The organism is Blastococcus saxobsidens DD2 (genome assembly GCF_000284015.1).
Lineage (GTDB): Bacteria > Actinomycetota > Actinomycetes > Mycobacteriales > Geodermatophilaceae > Blastococcus > Blastococcus saxobsidens_A.
The window spans coordinates 4,126,169-4,142,856 of record NC_016943.1 but is presented as its reverse complement, the minus strand read 5'-3'; the positions used below and the strand labels follow the sequence as shown (position 1 = coordinate 4,142,856).

The 16,688-nt window shown below is 72.9% G+C and carries 22 protein-coding genes and 1 pseudogene; 18 read left to right on the top strand and 5 right to left on the bottom strand.

The window, feature by feature from the left end; genetic code table 11:
• Positions 1 to 97 precede the first annotated feature (97 nt).
• The 12 genes and pseudogenes from secY (at position 98) to truA (ending at position 8,366) form a co-directional block, all read left to right on the top strand.
• Positions 98 to 1,408: a preprotein translocase subunit SecY gene (secY, locus tag BLASA_RS19585; protein ID WP_014377973.1), complete on the top strand. Its 1,311-nt coding sequence runs from the start codon at positions 98 to 100 to the stop codon at positions 1,406 to 1,408.
• Positions 1,408 to 2,022 (top strand): adenylate kinase, encoded by a 615-nt coding sequence (locus tag BLASA_RS19580; RefSeq protein ID WP_014377972.1) that lies wholly within the window; start codon positions 1,408 to 1,410, stop codon positions 2,020 to 2,022. Before secY ends, BLASA_RS19580 begins: the two co-directional genes overlap by 1 nt.
• A 39-nt stretch (positions 2,023 to 2,061) precedes the next feature.
• Positions 2,062 to 2,919: a type I methionyl aminopeptidase gene (map, locus tag BLASA_RS19575; protein WP_231839499.1), complete on the top strand. Its 858-nt coding sequence runs from the start codon at positions 2,062 to 2,064 to the stop codon at positions 2,917 to 2,919.
• Between the two features lie 243 nt (positions 2,920 to 3,162).
• A complete protein-coding gene (infA, locus tag BLASA_RS19570; protein WP_012950459.1) occupies positions 3,163 to 3,384 on the top strand; it encodes a translation initiation factor IF-1 in 222 nt (73 codons plus the stop codon).
• 67 nt (positions 3,385 to 3,451) lie between these two features.
• The gene (rpmJ, locus tag BLASA_RS19565; RefSeq protein WP_014377970.1) at positions 3,452 to 3,565 is read left to right on the top strand and encodes a 50S ribosomal protein L36; all 114 of its coding nucleotides are present in this window, start codon (positions 3,452 to 3,454) and stop codon (positions 3,563 to 3,565) included.
• A 14-nt stretch (positions 3,566 to 3,579) separates the two neighbouring features.
• Positions 3,580 to 3,960, top strand: coding sequence for a 30S ribosomal protein S13 (gene rpsM / locus BLASA_RS19560; protein WP_014377969.1), 381 nt, complete (start codon positions 3,580 to 3,582; stop codon positions 3,958 to 3,960).
• A 104-nt stretch (positions 3,961 to 4,064) separates the two neighbouring features.
• A complete protein-coding gene (rpsK, locus tag BLASA_RS19555; protein ID WP_014377968.1) occupies positions 4,065 to 4,472 on the top strand; it encodes a 30S ribosomal protein S11 in 408 nt (135 codons plus the stop codon).
• 38 nt (positions 4,473 to 4,510) lie between these two features.
• Positions 4,511 to 5,137, top strand: coding sequence for a 30S ribosomal protein S4 (rpsD, locus tag BLASA_RS19550; RefSeq protein ID WP_014377967.1), 627 nt, complete (start codon positions 4,511 to 4,513; stop codon positions 5,135 to 5,137).
• Positions 5,138 to 5,243: 106 nt separating this feature from the next.
• On the top strand, positions 5,244 to 6,320 hold the full coding sequence (locus BLASA_RS19545) for a DNA-directed RNA polymerase subunit alpha (protein WP_014377966.1): 1,077 nt from the start codon (positions 5,244 to 5,246) through the stop codon (positions 6,318 to 6,320).
• 162 nt (positions 6,321 to 6,482) lie between these two features.
• Positions 6,483 to 6,830: pseudogene (gene rplQ / locus BLASA_RS26605) on the top strand (50S ribosomal protein L17); the annotation flags it as partial.
• 260 nt (positions 6,831 to 7,090) lie between these two features.
• Positions 7,091 to 7,480 carry a hypothetical protein gene (locus tag BLASA_RS19535; protein WP_014377964.1) on the top strand — a complete coding sequence of 130 codons (390 nt, stop codon included), beginning with the start codon at positions 7,091 to 7,093 and terminating at the stop codon, positions 7,478 to 7,480.
• A 40-nt stretch (positions 7,481 to 7,520) separates the two neighbouring features.
• Positions 7,521 to 8,366, top strand: a complete 846-nt coding sequence (gene truA, locus BLASA_RS19530) for a tRNA pseudouridine(38-40) synthase TruA (protein WP_014377963.1) — start codon at positions 7,521 to 7,523, stop codon at positions 8,364 to 8,366.
• A gap of 69 nt (positions 8,367 to 8,435) precedes the next feature.
• On the opposite strand, the gene BLASA_RS19525 is transcribed toward truA, so the two are convergent.
• The gene (locus BLASA_RS19525; RefSeq protein WP_014377962.1) at positions 8,436 to 9,101 is read right to left on the bottom strand and encodes an NAD(P)-binding oxidoreductase; all 666 of its coding nucleotides are present in this window, start codon (positions 9,099 to 9,101) and stop codon (positions 8,436 to 8,438) included.
• Between the two features lie 9 nt (positions 9,102 to 9,110).
• Positions 9,111 to 9,701, bottom strand: coding sequence for a molybdenum cofactor guanylyltransferase (gene mobA, locus BLASA_RS19520; RefSeq protein WP_014377961.1), 591 nt, complete (start codon positions 9,699 to 9,701; stop codon positions 9,111 to 9,113).
• A gap of 41 nt (positions 9,702 to 9,742) precedes the next feature.
• Here mobA and fdhD point away from each other — a divergent pair, with 41 nt between their 5' ends.
• On the top strand, positions 9,743 to 10,570 hold the full coding sequence (fdhD, locus tag BLASA_RS19515; RefSeq protein WP_041776759.1) for a formate dehydrogenase accessory sulfurtransferase FdhD: 828 nt from the start codon (positions 9,743 to 9,745) through the stop codon (positions 10,568 to 10,570).
• Here fdhD and BLASA_RS19510 read toward each other — a convergent pair.
• Genes BLASA_RS19510 through glp form a run of 3 tightly spaced genes read right to left on the bottom strand, consistent with a single transcriptional unit; the run spans position 10,567 to position 12,739 of the window.
• On the bottom strand, positions 10,567 to 11,061 hold the full coding sequence (locus BLASA_RS19510; protein ID WP_014377959.1) for a MogA/MoaB family molybdenum cofactor biosynthesis protein: 495 nt from the start codon (positions 11,059 to 11,061) through the stop codon (positions 10,567 to 10,569). The two genes, fdhD and BLASA_RS19510, sit on opposite strands and share 4 nt — an antisense overlap.
• Positions 11,058 to 11,531: a cyclic pyranopterin monophosphate synthase MoaC gene (gene moaC, locus BLASA_RS19505; protein ID WP_014377958.1), complete on the bottom strand. Its 474-nt coding sequence runs from the start codon at positions 11,529 to 11,531 to the stop codon at positions 11,058 to 11,060. Before moaC ends, BLASA_RS19510 begins: the two co-directional genes overlap by 4 nt.
• Positions 11,528 to 12,739, bottom strand: coding sequence for a gephyrin-like molybdotransferase Glp (glp, locus tag BLASA_RS19500; RefSeq protein WP_166486599.1), 1,212 nt, complete (start codon positions 12,737 to 12,739; stop codon positions 11,528 to 11,530). Before glp ends, moaC begins: the two co-directional genes overlap by 4 nt.
• Before the next feature lie 53 nt (positions 12,740 to 12,792).
• Here glp and BLASA_RS19495 point away from each other — a divergent pair, with 53 nt between their 5' ends.
• The 5 genes from BLASA_RS19495 (at position 12,793) to glmM (ending at position 16,649) form a co-directional block, all read left to right on the top strand.
• Positions 12,793 to 13,803, top strand: coding sequence for a PfkB family carbohydrate kinase (locus BLASA_RS19495; protein WP_014377956.1), 1,011 nt, complete (start codon positions 12,793 to 12,795; stop codon positions 13,801 to 13,803).
• Entirely contained in the window at positions 13,796 to 14,284 is a 489-nt protein-coding gene (locus BLASA_RS19490; protein ID WP_014377955.1) for a beta-class carbonic anhydrase, read from the top strand. The genes BLASA_RS19495 and BLASA_RS19490 overlap by 8 nt, the downstream gene beginning before the upstream one ends.
• Positions 14,285 to 14,434: 150 nt before the next feature.
• Complete coding sequence (gene rplM / locus BLASA_RS19485) at positions 14,435 to 14,878, top strand: 50S ribosomal protein L13 (RefSeq protein ID WP_014377954.1); 444 nt, start codon at positions 14,435 to 14,437, stop codon at positions 14,876 to 14,878.
• 38 nt (positions 14,879 to 14,916) lie between these two features.
• Positions 14,917 to 15,294, top strand: coding sequence for a 30S ribosomal protein S9 (gene rpsI / locus BLASA_RS19480; RefSeq protein WP_231839664.1), 378 nt, complete (start codon positions 14,917 to 14,919; stop codon positions 15,292 to 15,294).
• Positions 15,295 to 15,305: 11 nt separating this feature from the next.
• A complete protein-coding gene (gene glmM / locus BLASA_RS19475) occupies positions 15,306 to 16,649 on the top strand; it encodes a phosphoglucosamine mutase (protein WP_014377952.1) in 1,344 nt (447 codons plus the stop codon).
• Positions 16,650 to 16,688: the final 39 nt, after the last annotated feature.

The window sequence follows — 16,688 nt, the reverse complement described above, 5'->3', positions numbered from 1 at the left end:
CGACCCGCCTGCACGGCCCCGCCGCGAGCTTGCGAGTGGCCGGGGGGCAGCGGGGTCCTTCATTGCTAACCTCACTCGACCGATCAGGGGAGGGCACGTGCTGCAGGCGTTCGCCGCGGCGTTCCGGACGCCAGACCTCCGGCGCAAGTTGCTGTTCTCCCTGGCGATCATCGCCGTCTACCGCCTGGGTGCGGCCATCCCTGGCCCGGGGGTCTCGGTCGAGGCGATCAACAGCTGCCTCGAGCAGGCGCAGGCGTCCGACCAGCGCGACATCTACTCGCTGGTGAACCTGTTCTCCGGCGGCGCGCTGCTGCGCCTGAGCGTGTTCGCGCTCGGGATCATGCCGTACATCACGGCGAGCATCATCGTGCAGCTGCTGGTGGTGGTGATCCCGCGGTTCGAGCAGCTGAAGAAGGAAGGGCAGTCGGGTCAGGCCAAGCTGACCCAGTACACCCGGTACCTCACCATCGCGCTCGCCGTCCTGCAGAGCACCGGCATCATCGCCCTGGCGCGCAGCGGTCAGCTGTTCCCGAACTGCAGCGAGGCGATCATCCCGTCCCAGTCGGTCTGGACGACGGTGATCCTCGTCGTCTCGCTGACCGCCGGCACCGCCCTGATCATGTGGCTGGGCGAGCTGCTCACCGAGAAGGGGATCGGCAACGGCATGTCCGTGCTGATCTTCACCTCGATCGCGGCGCGCATCCCCGCCGAGGGCGGCTCGATCCTGCAGACCCGCGGCGGCATCGTCTTCGCCGTGGTCTGCGCCTTCGCCGTGGTGATCATCGGCACGGTCGTGTACGTGGAACAGGCGCAGCGCCGGATCCCGGTCCAGTACGCCAAGCGCATGGTCGGCCGCCGGATGTACGGCGGCACCTCCACCTACCTGCCGCTGAAGGTGAACCAGGCAGGTGTCATCCCGGTCATCTTCGCGTCGTCACTGCTGTACCTGCCGCAGCTGATCATCCAGCTGCAGGGCAGCGAGACCGGTGGGGTCCGGCAGTTCTTCGAGACCTACGTCATCGACCAGAGCAGCCCGGTGCACATCGCGGTGTTCTTCGGCCTGATCGTCTTCTTCACGTATTTCTACGTGTCGATCACGTTCAACCCGGAGGAGCGGGCCGACGACATGAAGCGGTACGGCGGGTTCATCCCGGGTATCCGGCCCGGCCGCCCGACGGCGGAGTACCTGCAGTACGTGCTGTCGCGGATCACGCTGCCCGGGTCGATCTACCTGGGCCTGGTCGCCGTCCTGCCGAACTTCTTCCTGGCCGTGACGCAGCCGGGGCAGAACCAGAACTTCCCCTTCGGCGGGGTCGCAGTCCTGATCATGGTCGGAGTGGGGTTGGAGACGGTGAAGCAGATCGAGACGCAACTCAACCAGCGCAACTACGAAGGGTTCCTGAAGTAGTGCGCATCGTCCTCCTGGGCCCCCCCGGAGCAGGCAAGGGCACCCAGGCGCAGATCATCGCCGGCGAGCTCGGCGTGCCCGCGATCTCGACCGGTGACATCTTCCGGGCGAACGTGAGCGGCCAGACCGAGCTCGGCAAGCGGGTCAAGACCTACCTCGATGCCGGCAACCTCGTCCCCGACGAGATCACCGTCGCGATGGTCAAGGACCGGCTGGCGGACCCGGACGCCAAGGCAGGGTTCCTGCTGGACGGCTTCCCCCGCAGCATCCCGCAGGCCGAGCAGCTCCGGGAGTCGCTCGGCGAGCTCGGGCACGCCCTGGACCGGGTCCTCGAGCTCGTCGTCGACGAGGAGGAGCTGGTCCGCCGGCTCTCCGGGCGGCGGATGGTCGTCGACGGCCAGGAAGTGCAGCGCGACGACGACAAGCCCGAGACGGTCCGGCACCGGCTCACCGTGTACCGGGAACAGACGGCACCGCTGTCCGGCTTCTACGAGGACGAGGGCCTCCTGGCCAGGATCGACGCGATCGGTTCGGTCGAGGAGGTCACCGCCCGGGCGCTGCGCGCGATGGGCGTCGACGGGGACGACGAGGCCGGGCAGCCGGCCTCCGTCTGACTGCCGCCCTCCGGGCCCGGTGAAGGAGCAGCGCGGCAGATGACGACAGGCATCCTCGGTCGCATCCCGCTGCTGGCGAAGTGGAGTGGACGCATGATCCAGATCAAGACCGCGCACGAGATCGAGCTCATGCGTGCCTCGGGGCTGATCACGGCCGGGGCCCTCAAGGCCGTCAAGGCCGCCGTCGTGCCCGGGGTCAGCACCGGTGAGCTGGACGCCGTGGCGGAGGACTACATCCGCTCGCACGGTGCCGTGCCGAACTTCCTCGGCTACCACGGCTTCACCGGGACGATCTGCGCCTCGATCAACGAGGAGATCGTCCACGGCATCCCGAACCCGGAGCGCCGGCTGGCCGCTGGGGACAACATCTCCGTCGACTGCGGCGCCATCCTCGAGGGCTGGCACAGCGATTCCGCCGTCACCGTCACGGTGGGGGAGCCCTCGGCCGAGGACGCCGCGCTGCTGGAGGTGACCGAGCGCTCGATGTGGGCCGGGTTGTCCCGGGCCGTCGCGGGCGGCCGGCTGACCGACATCAGCCACGCCGTCGAGGAGTCGATCCGCGCCCACGAGCACGAGTACGGCATCGTCGACAACTACGGCGGCCACGGCATCGGCACGGAGATGCACCAGGACCCGCACGTCCTGAACTACGGGCGGCCCGGCCGGGGCCCGAAGCTCGTCCCCGGGCTGGTGCTGGCCATCGAGCCGATGGTGACGATCGGGGACCCGGCGACCGTGGAGCTCGAGGACGGGTGGACCGTGGTGACCAAGGACGGGTCCCGGGCCGCGCACTTCGAGCACACGGTGGCGATCACCCCCGAGGGCCCGTGGGTCCTCACCGCCGAGGACGGTGGTGTGGCGGGGCTCGCCCCGTTCGGCGTCAGCCCGCGCACCTGAAGCCCGTCCGCGCGGAGCGTGGCCCAGCTCATCGGGGGCGGGTTGGTGACGCGTGGGGCATCGGGGTACGATCTTCTGTGGCGCTAGCGCCGTTCCTCCGTCGTGCTGTGGCCGCATGACCGGGAACGCCCTCTGCGAGAGCGTCAGCACCACCTGTTCTGCAATCTCCGCGTGCAACCCGCCGGGTACCGGCGCGGGCGCACAAGGATCCAGTACCACCGAGTCAGGGAGCGCGTGTAGGGCATGGCGAAGAAAGACGGGGCCATCGAGGTCGAGGGTCGCGTCGTCGAGCCGCTGCCCAATGCGATGTTCCGGGTCGAGCTGCAGAACGGGCACCGGGTGCTCGCCCACATCAGCGGCAAGATGCGGCAGCACTACATCCGCATCCTGCCCGAGGACCGCGTGGTCGTGGAGCTCTCGCCCTACGACCTGACGCGCGGTCGCATCGTCTACCGCTACAAGTGACCGTCCGGTCCGGGCAGCACACGCCCGGATCCCGGCACATCGATCTGAGGAATGAGGGGCGGCACCGGTGAAGGTCCAGCCGTCGGTGAAGACAATCTGCGACAAGTGCAAGGTGATCCGCCGGCACGGCCGGGTCATGGTCATCTGCGAGAACGCCCGGCACAAGCAGCGCCAGGGCTGAGGGAGTACCTGAACATGGCACGACTGGCCGGCGTCGACCTGCCCCGCGAGAAGCGGATGGAGATCGCGCTCACTTACATCTACGGCATCGGCAAGCACCACGCCCAGGAGACCCTGGCCGCGACGGGCGTCAGCCCCGACCTGCGCGCCAAGGACCTCAGTGACGAGGACCTGCTGAAGCTCCGCGACTACATCGACGAGCACTTCCGCGTCGAAGGTGACCTCCGTCGCGAGGTCGCCGGCGACATCCGCCGGAAGATCGAGATCGGTTGCTACCAGGGCCTGCGGCACCGCCGCGGTCTCCCGGTGCACGGTCAGCGCACCAAGACCAACGCGCGCTCGAGCAAGGGCCCGCGCAAGACCATCGCCGGCAAGAAGAAGGCCGGCAAGAAGTAAACGCACGGGGGGCTCCGCCCCCCGTGTGCCCCCCGGCTCGGCTTGCGGCCCGTACGCAGCCTCACCGGATCCAGGCCACGAAAGACAAAGGATTCGACAGACATATGCCTCCCAGGGCTCGCGCCGCGGCCGGTGCCAAGAAGGTCCGCCGCAAGGAGAAGAAGAACGTCGCTCACGGTGCTGCGCACATCAAGAGCACGTTCAACAACACGATCGTCTCGATCACCGACCCCAACGGGAACGTGATCAGCTGGGCCTCCGCCGGCCACGTCGGCTTCAAGGGCTCGCGCAAGTCCACGCCCTTCGCCGCGCAGATGGCGGCGGAGAACGCCGCCCGCAAGGCGCAGGAGCACGGCATGCGCAAGGTCGACGTCTTCGTGAAGGGTCCCGGCTCCGGCCGCGAGACCGCGATCCGCTCCCTGCAGGCCACCGGCCTCGAGGTCGGGCAGATCCAGGACGTGACGCCGCAGCCGCACAACGGCTGCCGCCCCAAGAAGCGCCGCCGGGTCTGACCGCGGTCCACTGACGAGACGAACGAGGAGTACCTGACGTGGCCCGTTACACCGGAGCCGACTGCCGCCTGTGTCGGCGCGAGAAGATGAAGCTGTTCCTCAAGGGCAGCAAGTGCGAGTCCGCGAAGTGCCCGATCGAGATCCGGCCGTACCCGCCGGGCGAGCACGGCCGTGGCCGCAGCAAGGACAGCGAGTACCTGCTCCAGCTCCGCGAGAAGCAGAAGGCACGCCGCATCTACGGCGTCCTGGAGAAGCAGTTCCGCGGGTACTACGAAGAGGCCAACCGCAAGACCGGCAAGACCGGTGAGGTCCTGCTGCAGATCCTCGAGTCGCGGCTGGACAACGTGGTCTACCGGGCCGGCTTCGCCGAGTCCCGCGACATGGCCCGCCAGCTGGTGCGCCACGGCCACATCCGGGTGAACGGCCGCAAGGTCGACATCCCGTCCTACCGGGTCAGCGAGAACGACATCGTCGAGGTCGCGGAGAAGTCGCGCACGATGCTGCCGTTCGAGATCGCCCAGGCCCGCGCCGGCGAGCGCCCCGTGCCGCCGTGGCTGGAGGTCATCAGCAGCCAGCTGCGCGTGCTGGTGCACGGCATCCCGGCCCGCCAGGTGATCGACACCCCGGTCCAGGAACAGCTGATCGTCGAGCTGTACTCGAAGTAAGCCCCACAGCACCACCGGCTCCGGCGGGCGGACAGATGCCCGCCGGAGCCAGCACCACCCCTCACGGCGTCATATGGCGGGTGCCGGAGGACCTGAAGGAGACACAATGCTCATCGCACAGCGCCCCACGCTGACCGAGGAGACCATCTCGGAGCAGCGCTCGCGGTTCATCATCGAGCCGCTCGAGCCGGGTTTCGGCTACACCCTCGGCAACTCCCTGCGGCGCACGCTGCTGTCCTCCATCCCCGGTGCGGCGGTCACCAGCATCCGCATCGAGGGCACCCTGCACGAGTTCACCACCGTGCCGGGCGTCAAGGAGGACGTCACCGAGGTCATCCTGAACCTCAAGGGCCTCGTGGTCAGCTCCGACTCCGACGAGCCGGTGACCATGTACCTGCGCAAGCAGGGCCCCGGTGAGGTCACGGCGGCGGACATCGCCCCCCCGGCCGGCGTCGAGGTGCACAACCCCGAGCTGCACATCGCCACGCTGAACGGCAAGGGCCGGCTGGAGATCGAGCTGGTCGTCGAGCGGGGCCGCGGCTACGTGCCCGCGCCGCAGAACAAGCAGCCCGGCCAGGAGATCGGCCGCATCCCCGTGGACTCGATCTACTCGCCGGTCCTCAAGGTCACCTACGCCGTCGAGGCGACCCGTGTCGAGCAGCGCACCGACTTCGACCGTCTGGTCGTCGACGTCGAGAGCAAGCCGTCGATCGCCCCGCGGGACGCCATCGCGTCGGCCGGGTCGACCCTGGTCGAGCTGTTCGGCCTGCTGCGCGAGCTCAACATCGAGGCGGAGGGCATCGAGGTCGGGCCGAGCCCGGCCGAGGCTGCCGACATCGCCAACTTCTCGATGCCGATCGAGGACATGGACCTCACGGTCCGGTCCTACAACTGCCTCAAGCGCGAGGGCGTGCACACCGTCGGTGAGCTCGTCACCCGTTCCGAGGCCGATCTGCTGGACATCCGGAACTTCGGGGCCAAGTCCATCGACGAGGTCAAGATGAAGCTGGCGGCCATGGGCCTGGCGCTCAAGGACAGCCCGCCCGGGTTCATCCCGACGTCGATCGAGAGCTACGACGAGGGCTACGAGACCGACGCCTACCAGGGCACCGGCGAGTACGCCGCCGGCTACGACCAGGCCCAGTACAACGAGGGCTCCTTCCAGGAGACCGAGCAGCTCTGAGCGGCACGGGCCGGACGGCGGGGAGCACCCGCCGTCCGGCCCGGCCCCGGGGCGCGCCACACTGGCGCCACGAGCAGTGCAGCGCACCACCGCAGTACGGACGACAGCAGCATCACGGATGCAGCCGGCAGCGAGCGCCCGGCCGCCTGAGGAAGGACCGACATGCCCACCCCCACCAAGGGCCCCCGTCTCGGCGGGTCCCCCGCGCACGAGCGGCTGATGCTGGCCAACCTGGCCACCGCGCTGTTCGAGCACGGGCGGATCACCACCACCGAGACGAAGGCGAAGCGCCTGCGTCCCCTGGCCGAGAAGCTGGTGACGTTCGCCAAGCGCGGTGACCTCCACGCTCGTCGTCAGGTCATGACGACCATCCGTGACAAGGACGTCGTCCACACCCTCTTCGCCGAGATCGGTCCTCGCTACGAGAACCGTCCCGGTGGCTACACCCGGATCACCAAGGTGGGCCCCCGCAAGGGCGACAACGCCCCCATGGCGGTCATCGAGCTCGTCGAGGCCCTGACCGTCGGCCAGCAGGCCGTCGGCGAGGCCGAGCGGGCACGCGGCACGACGTTCGCCGCGGGCGCCGGTGCGGCCTCCGCCGCCGGTGAGGTCACCGCGGACGCCGTCGAGCCGGCGGACGCCGTCGAGCCCACCGACTCGGCGGACTCCGTGGACAGCGTCGACTCGGTCGACAGTGCCGACTCCGCGGACTCTCCGGACGAGGTCGGCGCCGATGCGCCGGCCGCCGACGGCGAGGGCACGGACGCGCGATGAGTGACCCCGAGAACGTCGCCGGCGCGGGCGCCGCGGGCGTGTCCGCCGGTGGTGGCGACCAGGGGGCCACGTTCGAGGGCGAGACGACCGGGCCCGGCGGGGACACCTCGCCGGCCGTGGTCGAGTCGTCGCCCACCCACCCGAGCGTCACCGACGAGGCGCAGGAGGTCGTGACCGACCTCTTCAACCCCGACGGCGACCGCCAGGACGACGACGAGGTCACTCCTCAGCCGGAGCGGCAGAACGCCGCGATCGTCGAGGACCCCGCGCTGTCGCCGGAGCTCGCGAACGCCGCGGCGGCCGAGATCGAGGCCGCCGAGCTGGGCGACGCCGCGACCGCCAGCCAGCAGTACCAGGGCGGCGACGCCGCGCCCGATCCGCAGTAGCGCTCGAGAACGCGATCGCCCGCTGACCGCCGAGCCTGACATGGATGAGCCCGTCACCGACACCGGTGGCGGGCTCGTCCGTCTCCGCATGGACGTGCAGTACGACGGCGCGGGCTTCCACGGCTGGGCTCGCCAGCCGGCGCTGCGCACCGTGCAGGCCGAGCTCGAGCAGGCCCTGTCCGTCGTGCTGCGCAGCGACGTGGAGCTGACCGTCGCCGGCCGCACCGACGCCGGCGTGCACGCCACCGGGCAGGTGGTGCACGTGGACGTGCCCGCCGTGATCTGGGCGGAGCAGGGCCCCAAGCTCATCCGCCGGCTGCGCGGGGTGCTGCCGTCCGACATCGCCGTCCGGGCCGTGACGGAGGCCCATCCGGCGTTCGACGCGCGGTTCGGTGCGCTGGCCCGTCACTACGTCTACCGGCTCACCGACGACCCCGCGGGTCCGTCCCCGCTGCGCCGGGCCGACACGGCCACCTGGCCCCGGCGGCTCGACGCGGCCGCCATGGACCTCGCGGCCGGGCTGCTGCTCGGCCAGAACGACTTCGCGGCCTACTGCAGGCGGCGGGAGGGGGCGACGACGATCCGGACGCTGCTGCGGCTGGCGGTGGCACGGCACCGGGAGGACGACGGCTCGCAGACGGTGCGCATCGACGCGTCGGCGGACGCGTTCTGCCACTCGATGGTGCGCAGCCTCGTCGGCGCGCTCCTCGCCGTCGGTGAGGGGCGTCGTCCGCTGGACTGGCCGGCGAGCCTGGTCTCCCGCACCGAGCGGTCCAGCGAGGTGCCGGTCGCGCCGGCGCACGGCCTGACCCTGGTCGCGGTGGACTATCCCCCCGACGCCGACCTCGCCGCCCGCGCCGGGGTCACCCGCGCCCGGCGGGCCTGACGGCCGGGCGCTCCACGGCCAGGACCGGGGGCCGGCAGCACCGAGGCCCACGGAGCCGGAGCCCCGGGGTCACGGCACGGACGCGACCGCCTCCGCCACCGGCGTCCCGCCGCTCACGAGTTCGGCGACGGCGCCGTCCCGGGGGGAATCCAGGAAGGCGAGCAGCACCGCGGCCACGTCGTCCCGCGGGATCTCGCCGCGTTCGACGTGGCGGTCGAGGGTGACCCGGCCGGTGCCCGGATCGTCGGTGAGGCCGCCCGGCCGCAGCACCGTCACCGCCAGCTCGGGGCGGGCCAGCAGGTCCTGCTCCGCGGCCAGCTTCGCCCGCAGATAGGCGGTGAAGACCTCTTCGACGCCCTCCGGGGAGGCACCGTCGGCGACCAGGTCGGCACCCATGGAGGAGACGAGGAGGTACGTCCGGACCCCGGCCTGCTCGGCGGCGTCGGCGAGCAGGACGGCCGCGCCGCGGTCGACGGTGTCCTTGCGGGCGGCACCGCTGCCCGGCCCGGCGCCCGCGGCGAACACCACGGCGTCGGCGCCCGACGCGACGTCGGCGACCTGGTCGACCGTGGCGGACTCCAGGTCCAGGACCACCGGCGTGACGCCGTCGGCCTCCAGATCGTCCCGGTGGTCGGGATTGCGGACGAGGCCGAGGACGGTGTCGCCGCGGTCGGACAGCTGACGGCCGAGGCGGCGGGCGACCTGCCCGTGGGCGCCGGCGAGGACGATGCGCATGGACCGGCCCTACCCCGGAGCGCGGCTGGCTACCTCCCGGGCCCGGGCGAGCTCCTCCGGGGTGTCGCAGTCCAGCCACGGCGGCACCTCGCCCGGTGGCACCGGGGGGCGGTACCGGTCGACGGCGAGGCCGGAGAGCGCTCGGAACAGCGCGCGGGGGCCGGCGGGGTCGCCCACCGCCCGGCGCAGGGCCGCGGACCGCCAGACCCCGAGCAGGACCTGGTCGCGGCCGCTGTCGTCGACGACGAGGACGCCGTCCCGCTGCAGTCGCCGGCGCAGCTCACCGATCAGCGACCCGGTGACGAACGGCAGGTCGCCGGCCAGGACGGCGACGACGTCGGTCTCCACGGCGGCCAGCCCGGCCCGGAGCGCGGCCACCGGGCCCCCGCCGGGCGGGTCCTCCCGGGTGAGGGTCACGCCGGCCGGCACCTCCTGCGGCGGGCCGACCACCACCCGGGAGGAGGCGTCGGCCACGGCGGCGAGCGCCGCCGCGATCATCGTGCGGTCCCCGACCCGGAGCTGCGGTTTGTGCCGACCGCCGAGCCGCGCGGCCCGGCCGCCGGCCAGTACCACGGCCGAGTAGGGCGGGAGCTCCTGCATGGCAGCACCGTAGGCCGACGGGCGTGGGTACCGTCCACGCCGTGGGACGAGTCACCAGCCGCACCCCGGTGCTGCGCATCCGAGGTCAGCAGCGCACCACCCGGCCGGACGCGGTGGCTGCGGAGGAGCCGCTGGAGATCCGGCTGAACGGCACGCCGCTCGCGGTCACCATGCGCACGCCCGGCGACGACTTCGACCTGGTGCACGGTTTCCTCGCCACCGAGGGCGTGATCGGCGGTCCCGGCGACGTGGCGGGGCTGCGCTACTGCGACTCCGTCGACGCCGAGGGCAGGAACACCTACAACGTCGTCGACGTCGACCTCGCCGCCGGCGTGCCGGTGCCGGACACCGGCCTGGAGCGGAACTTCTACACGTCCAGCTCGTGCGGGGTCTGCGGCAAGGCGAGCATCGACGCGATCCGCACCAAGACCGCCTTCGACATCGCTGCCGACGCCCTGCGCCTGCCGCTCGAGGTGCTGCTCGTGCTGCCGGAGCGGCTGCGGGCGGAGCAGCAGGTGTTCGCCAAAACCGGCGGCCTGCACGCGGCGGGCCTGTTCGCGGCCGACGGGCGTCTGGTCGCGCTGCGGGAGGACGTCGGCCGGCACAACGCCGTCGACAAGGTGATCGGCGACGGCGTCCGGCACGGCCGGCTGCCGCTGGCCGGCCACGTGCTGATGGTGAGCGGGCGGGCCAGCTTCGAGCTGACCCAGAAAGCGGCGATGGCCGGCATCCCGGTGCTGGCCGCGGTGTCGGCGCCGTCGTCCCTGGCCGTCGAGCTCGCCCGCGAGGTGGGCATCACCCTGGTCGGGTTCCTCCGCGGCGACGGCTGCAACGTCTACACCCACCAGGAGCGCCTCGAGCTGGACTAGTGATCGCCGCCGCGGAGCTGGCTGACGACGTGGGGGAGCAGCGGCCCGAGGACGGCCAGCCCGTCCTTCACCCCGCCGGTGGAGCCGGGCAGGTTGACGATCAGCGTGCGGCCGGCCGTGCCGGCCAGACCGCGGGAGAGCACCGCCGTCGGCACCGTCGGCTCGCCGTACCGACGGACCGCCTCGGCGATGCCGGGAGCCTCCCGCTCCAGGACCGCGCGGGTCGCCTCGGGGGTCACGTCGGTGGGGGTGAGCCCCGTCCCGCCGGTGGTGAGCACGACGTCGGCGCCCGACGCCACGGCCTCCCGCAGGACGGCGGCCAGCGCCTCGACGTCGTCGGGCCGGACGTGCGGGCCGGCGACGACGAACCCGAGATCCCGCAGCCCGGCGGCGAGCGCCTGACCGCTGCGGTCCGCGTAGACGCCCGCCGCGGCGCGGTTGGAGGCGGTGACGACGACGGCGCGCGCGCCGTCCGGCAGGGGAGCGCTCACCGGGTCCACTCCCCGCTCTTTCCGCCGCTCTTGCGCAGCAGCCGCACGTCAGTGATGGTCGCGCGCGGATCGACGGCCTTGACCATGTCGATCACCGTCAGCCCCGCCACGGCGACCGAGGTGAGCGCCTCCATCTCCACGCCGGTCCGGTCGGCGGTGCGGGCGGTGGCGGTGATCTCCACGGCGTCGTCGGCCACCTCGATGTCGACGGTGACGCCGTGCAGCGCGATCGGGTGGCACAGGGGCACGAGGTCCGGCGTCCGCTTGGCGCCGGCGATGCCGGCGATCCGCGCCACGGCCACCGCGTCGCCCTTGGGCACGCCCTTCCCGCGCAGCAGGTCGACCACCTCGGCACTGATCAGCACCCGACCCGCGGCGGTGGCCTCGCGTGCGGTGACCGCCTTGGCGCTCACGTCCACCATCCGGGCGGCGCCGCTCTCGTCGACGTGGGTGAGGCGTGGCTCGGTCATCGGAGGGCTCCCTCGATCAGCACGACGTCGACCTCGGCGCCGGCGGGCAGTCCGGTCACGTCCTCGGGGACGACGACCAGGCAGTTCGCGCGGGCCAGGTGCGCGACCAGGTGCGAGCCGGGGCCGCCCACCTGGGACACCACCCCGCCGTCGTAGCGGCCGCGCAGGAACTGGCGGCGTCCGGCCGGGGAGCGCAGCGGCCCGGCGAGCCGTGCGGGCACCCGCAGCCGGTCGGGGTCGGCGTGCCCGAGGGCGCGGCGCAGGGCCGGGCGGACGAAGACCTCGAACGACACGAAGGCGCTCACCGGGTTGCCGGGCAGCGTGATCACCGGGACGCCGTCGACGGTGCCGGCCCCCTGGGGTCCACCGGGCTGCATGGCCACCTTGCCGAACTCGACGGTGCCCAGCGTCCGGAAGGCGTCCTTGACCACCTCGTACGCGCCGGCGCTCACGCCCCCGCTGGTGACCAGCAGGTCCGCCGTCGCCAGCTCCGCCCGCACGGTGGCGAGGAACTGGTCGACGTCGTCGGGCACGAAGTGCAGCCGGCGGGGGAGGCCACCGGCCTCGTCGACGGCCGCGGCGAGCAGGGTGGAGTTGGACTCGTAGATCTGCCCGGGGGCAAGCTCCTCCCCGGGGGCGACGAGCTCGCTGCCCGTGGAGAGGACCAGCACGCGGGGGCGGCGGCGGACCGGCAGCCCGGTGGCCCCCACGGCGGCGGCCAGCCCCAGTTGGGACGCCCCCAGCGGCGCCCCCGCGGCCAGCGCGACGGTGCCTGCGGCGATGTCCTCGCCGGCGCGCCGCAGGTGGCTCCCGGCGGGCGGGCAGTCGCGCAGCTCCACGACGTCGGTGCCGCCGTCGGTGGACTCCACGGGGACGACGACGTCGGCCCCCGGGGGCAGTGGTGCGCCGGTCATGATGCGGTGCACGGTCCCCGGCTCCAGGAGGACGACGTCGGTCCGTCCCGCCGGGATGTCCTCGGCCACCGGCAGCCGCACGGGGGAGTGCCCGGCGCCGCCCACCTCGGCCCAGCGGGCGGCGTAGCCGTCCATCGCCGAGTTGTCGAAGCCGGGCAGCGGTACCCGCGCGACGACGTCCCGGGCGAGCACGCGCCCGTGCGCCGCCGCGAGCGGCACGGTCTCCTCCGGGGACGCGGGCAGCAGGGCGTTCACGACCGCCTGGTGTTCCTCGACCGTGCGCACGGGGCACATCCTCGCTGATCGCCGGCCGGGTCGCGCCGGGGACCCGGCGGGGAGGGGACCTGATGGCCGACGTCGTCGTGCTCGGGCAGATCGGCCGGGACCTCGTGCTGCGAGTGGCCGAGCTGCCCGCCGCCGGCGGTTCGGTCGCGGCCTCGGAGCGGCGGGAGCTGCTCGGTGGCAAGGGGGCCAACCAGGCGGTCGCGCTCGCGCAGCTCGGCGTCCCGGTGGTGCTGGTCGGCGTCGTCGGTGACGACGCCCCGGGGCGGGACGTGCTGGCGCAGGCCGCAGCCGACGGGATCGACGTCTCCGGCGTCGTTGCCCGTCCGGGCACGCCGACCGCGCTCCTGCTGGACCTGGTCGAGGACGGCGGCCGGCGACGGCTGGTCGAGGACGTCCCGCCCGGTGCGCTGCTCACCCCCGCCGACGTGGCCGCCGCCGGGGGGACGGTCGCGGGCTGCCAGGTGCTGAGCCTCCAGCTGCAGCAACCGGGCGCGGCCGTGCGCGCGGCGCTGGAGCGAGCGTCGCGGACGGCGCTCGTGGTGGCCGACGGGGCTCCGGAGGACGAGGCGACCCGGGACGCGGTGCTCGGGCGCGCGGACGTCATCCGGGCCGACGCCGCCGAGATCGAGCTCCTGGTGGGCCGCCGGCTGTCCGGTCCCGACGACGCACGCGACGCCGCCGCGCAGCTGCTCTCGGCCGGGCCGCGCATGGTGGCGCTGGCGGTCGGCGAGCCGGGCGACCTCGTGGCGTGGCGCGCCGGCCCGGCCCCCGGCGCCGCGGCGGGGGCGGGGGAGGTCGACCCGGCCTGGGCCGACGGCGAGGTGCTCGTGCCGCGGCTGGGTGGCTCCACGGTCGATCCCACCGGGGCCGGGGACGCGTGGGTGGCGGGGCTCGTCGCGGCGCTGCGCGGCCGGGGCGGTCCGGAGGAGGCGGCGTGGCTGGGCGCGGCGGCGGCGGCCTCGACGGTCGCGCACGCGGGGGGCCGGCCATCGCTGGACCCGGCCGCGCTGGCCGAGGCGATCGCCCGGGAGCGCGACCGCCACGGCGTCCGGATACCGTCCGGCCGTGGCTGAGATCGACCGGATGCTCGAGGCGAACGCGGAGTGGGCGCAGCAGGTCTCGGGCGACGCCGGACCGGCGCGCCCGGCCCGGGGCGTGGCCGTGGTGGCGTGCATGGACGCCCGGATGGACGTCTACCGGCTGCTGGGTCTCGCACCCGGCGAGGCGCACGTCATCCGGAACGCGGGTGGCGTGGTGACCGACGACGTGCTGCGCTCGCTGGCCATCTCCCAGCACGTGCTCGGCACCCGCGAGGTGCTGCTGGTCCACCACACCCGCTGCGGGCTGGCCGGGGCTGATGAGGCCGCCTTCGCCGACCAGGTCGAGCAGGCGACCGGGCAGCGCCCGCCGTGGCCGATGCGCGCCTTCGCCGACGTCGACGAGGACGTCCGCGAGTCGGTGCGGCTGGTGCGTGAGTCCCCGTACCTGTTCGCCGCCGAGGTGCGGGGGACGGTCTACGACGTCGACACCGGGCGGCTGCGCGAGGTGGTCTGACCGCGGGCGGGGGAGCCGCTCCGGCGCTGCTGGTATCGTGACCGGCTGGCGCGCGCAAGCCGGCTGGTGCCCGCGCGTCGTTCCTGTCTCCCGTGCTCGGTGAGGCGATCCCACCAGCCATCCGGACGACGACGCAAGGAGTCGAGTGCCGTGCGCACGTACACCCCCAAGCCCGGCGAGGTAGCCCGGGCCTGGCACGTCATCGACGCCACTGACGTGGTGCTCGGTCGACTGGCCAGCCAGACCGCGCAGCTCCTGCGCGGCAAGCACAAGCCCCAGTACGCCCCGCACGTGGACGTCGGCGACTTCGTCGTCATCGTCAACGCCGGCAAGGTCGCCTTGACCGGGTCCAAGCGCGACGACAAGGTCGCCTACCGGCACTCGGGTCACCCGGGTGGTCTCAAGACCATCAACGTGGGCGACCAGCTGCGCACGCACCCCGACCGCGTCATCGAGCGCGCGATCAAGGGCATGCTCCCGCACAACACGCTCGGGCGGCAGATGCTCAAGAAGCTCAAGGTCTACGCCGGCCCGGAGCACCCGCACGCTGCGCAGCAGCCCCAGACCTACGAGATCAAGCAGGTGGCCCAGTGACCTCCGCCCTGACCGTGACCGACGCCGAGGGGCGTCCGGTGCAGACCGTGGGCCGGCGCAAGGAGGCCGTCGTCCGCGTGCGGCTGCTGCCCGGCACCGGCCAGTTCAAGCTCAACGGCCGCACCATCGAGGAGTACTTCCCGAACAAGGTCCACCAGCAGCTCATCCGCGAGCCGTTCGTGATCCTGGAGAAGGCCGAGCAGTACGACGTCGTCGGCCTGCTCCACGGTGGCGGCGTCTCGGGTCAGGCCGGCGCGCTGCGCCTGGCCATCGCCCGAGCCCTCATCGAGGTCGAGCCCGATGACCGCCCGGCCCTCAAGAAGGCCGGCTTCCTCACCCGTGACCCCCGCGTCACCGAGCGCAAGAAGTACGGGCTCAAGAAGGCCCGCAAGGCGCCCCAGTACTCCAAGCGCTGACCGGCACGTCCGTGGGTCGCCTGTTCGGGACCGACGGCGTCCGGGGTCGGGCCAACTCCGACCTCACGCCGGAGCTGGCCCTCGCGGTGGCACGTGCCGCCGCAAGCGTCCTCGCCGACCGCGACGGGACCTCGCGTCCCGTCGCGGTCGTCGGCCGTGACCCACGTGCCAGCGGGGAGATGCTCGAGGCCGCAGTCGTCGCCGGCCTCACCAGCGCGGGCGCCGAGGTGCTCCTTGCCGGGGTGGTCCCCACGCCAGCCCTCGCCTATCTCACCGGCCGCAGCGATGCCGACCTGGGCATCATGATCTCGGCCAGCCACAACCCGATGCCCGACAACGGCATCAAGCTGTTCAGCCGGGGCGGGCACAAGCTGCCCGACGCCGTCGAGGCCGCCATCGAGCAGACCGTGGCCTCCGGCTCGTCCGACGGGCACCGCCCCACGGGGGCAGGGATCGGTCGGGTCCGCGCCCTCACCGACGCGACCGACGCCTACGTCGAGCACCTGCTGACCACCGTCGACCGGCCGCTGAGCGGCCTGACGGTGGTGGTCGACGCAGCGCACGGCGCAGCCGCCACCGCGGCACCGGAGGTCTATCGCCGCGCCGGCGCCACGGTGCACGCCATCGGCTGCACACCCGACGGCTGGAACATCAACGACGGCGTCGGCTCCACGCACCTGGGCCCGCTCGCCGAGGCGGTCCGTGAGCGGGGTGCCGACATCGGCATCGCCCACGACGGCGACGCCGACCGCTGCCTGGCCGTCACGGCGACCGGTGAGGTCGTCGACGGCGACGCCATCCTCGCCATCTGCGCGCTCTTGCTGCACGAGCGGGGCGCGCTGAAGTCCGACGCCGTGGTGGCGACGGTGATGAGCAACCTGGGCTTCCACCACACCATGCGCGACGCCGGGATCACGGTGCACACGACCGCCGTGGGAGACCGGTACGTGCTGGAGGCGCTGCGGACCCAGGACCTCAGCCTGGGCGGCGAGCAGAGCGGGCACCTGGTCTTCCTCGAGCACGCCACCACCGGCGACGGTCTGCTCACCGGGCTGGCCCTGCTCTCCCGCATGGCCGAGACCGGCTCCTCGCTCGCCGAGCTCGCGTCGGTGGTGCGACGGCTGCCGCAGGTGCTGGTCAACGTCCCGGTGCAGGACCGGCTGGCCGTGGCCGCGAGCGACGAGGTCGCCGCCGCGGTCAACGCCGTGGCAGCTGAGCTCGGCGACTCCGGCCGGGTGCTGCTGCGGCCCTCGGGCACCGAGCAGCTGGTGCGGGTGATGATCGAGGCGCCCACCCAGGAGCAGGCCGACGCGATGGCCCGGCACCTGGCGACCGTGGTTGCGAACGTCGGTTAGCTCTTGACGGGACCCTCCCCGTCGCACCAAGTGCGGCCC

Coding starts and splice junctions, on each gene's coding strand:
- moaC (WP_014377958.1), bottom strand. CDS start 11,531: ATGACCGAGCCACGCCTCACCCACGTCGACGAGAGCGGCGCCGCCCGG.
- BLASA_RS19545 (WP_014377966.1), top strand. CDS start 5,244: ATGCTCATCGCACAGCGCCCCACGCTGACCGAGGAGACCATCTCGGAG.
- BLASA_RS19525 (WP_014377962.1), bottom strand. CDS start 9,101: ATGCGCATCGTCCTCGCCGGCGCCCACGGGCAGGTCGCCCGCCGCCTC.
- mobA (WP_014377961.1), bottom strand. CDS start 9,701: ATGCAGGAGCTCCCGCCCTACTCGGCCGTGGTACTGGCCGGCGGCCGG.
- glp (WP_166486599.1), bottom strand. CDS start 12,739: ATGTGCCCCGTGCGCACGGTCGAGGAACACCAGGCGGTCGTGAACGCC.
- BLASA_RS19535 (WP_014377964.1), top strand. CDS start 7,091: ATGAGTGACCCCGAGAACGTCGCCGGCGCGGGCGCCGCGGGCGTGTCC.
- rpsM (WP_014377969.1), top strand. CDS start 3,580: ATGGCACGACTGGCCGGCGTCGACCTGCCCCGCGAGAAGCGGATGGAG.
- truA (WP_014377963.1), top strand. CDS start 7,521: ATGGATGAGCCCGTCACCGACACCGGTGGCGGGCTCGTCCGTCTCCGC.
- map (WP_231839499.1), top strand. CDS start 2,062: ATGACGACAGGCATCCTCGGTCGCATCCCGCTGCTGGCGAAGTGGAGT.
- infA (WP_012950459.1), top strand. CDS start 3,163: ATGGCGAAGAAAGACGGGGCCATCGAGGTCGAGGGTCGCGTCGTCGAG.
- BLASA_RS19495 (WP_014377956.1), top strand. CDS start 12,793: ATGGCCGACGTCGTCGTGCTCGGGCAGATCGGCCGGGACCTCGTGCTG.
- rpsK (WP_014377968.1), top strand. CDS start 4,065: ATGCCTCCCAGGGCTCGCGCCGCGGCCGGTGCCAAGAAGGTCCGCCGC.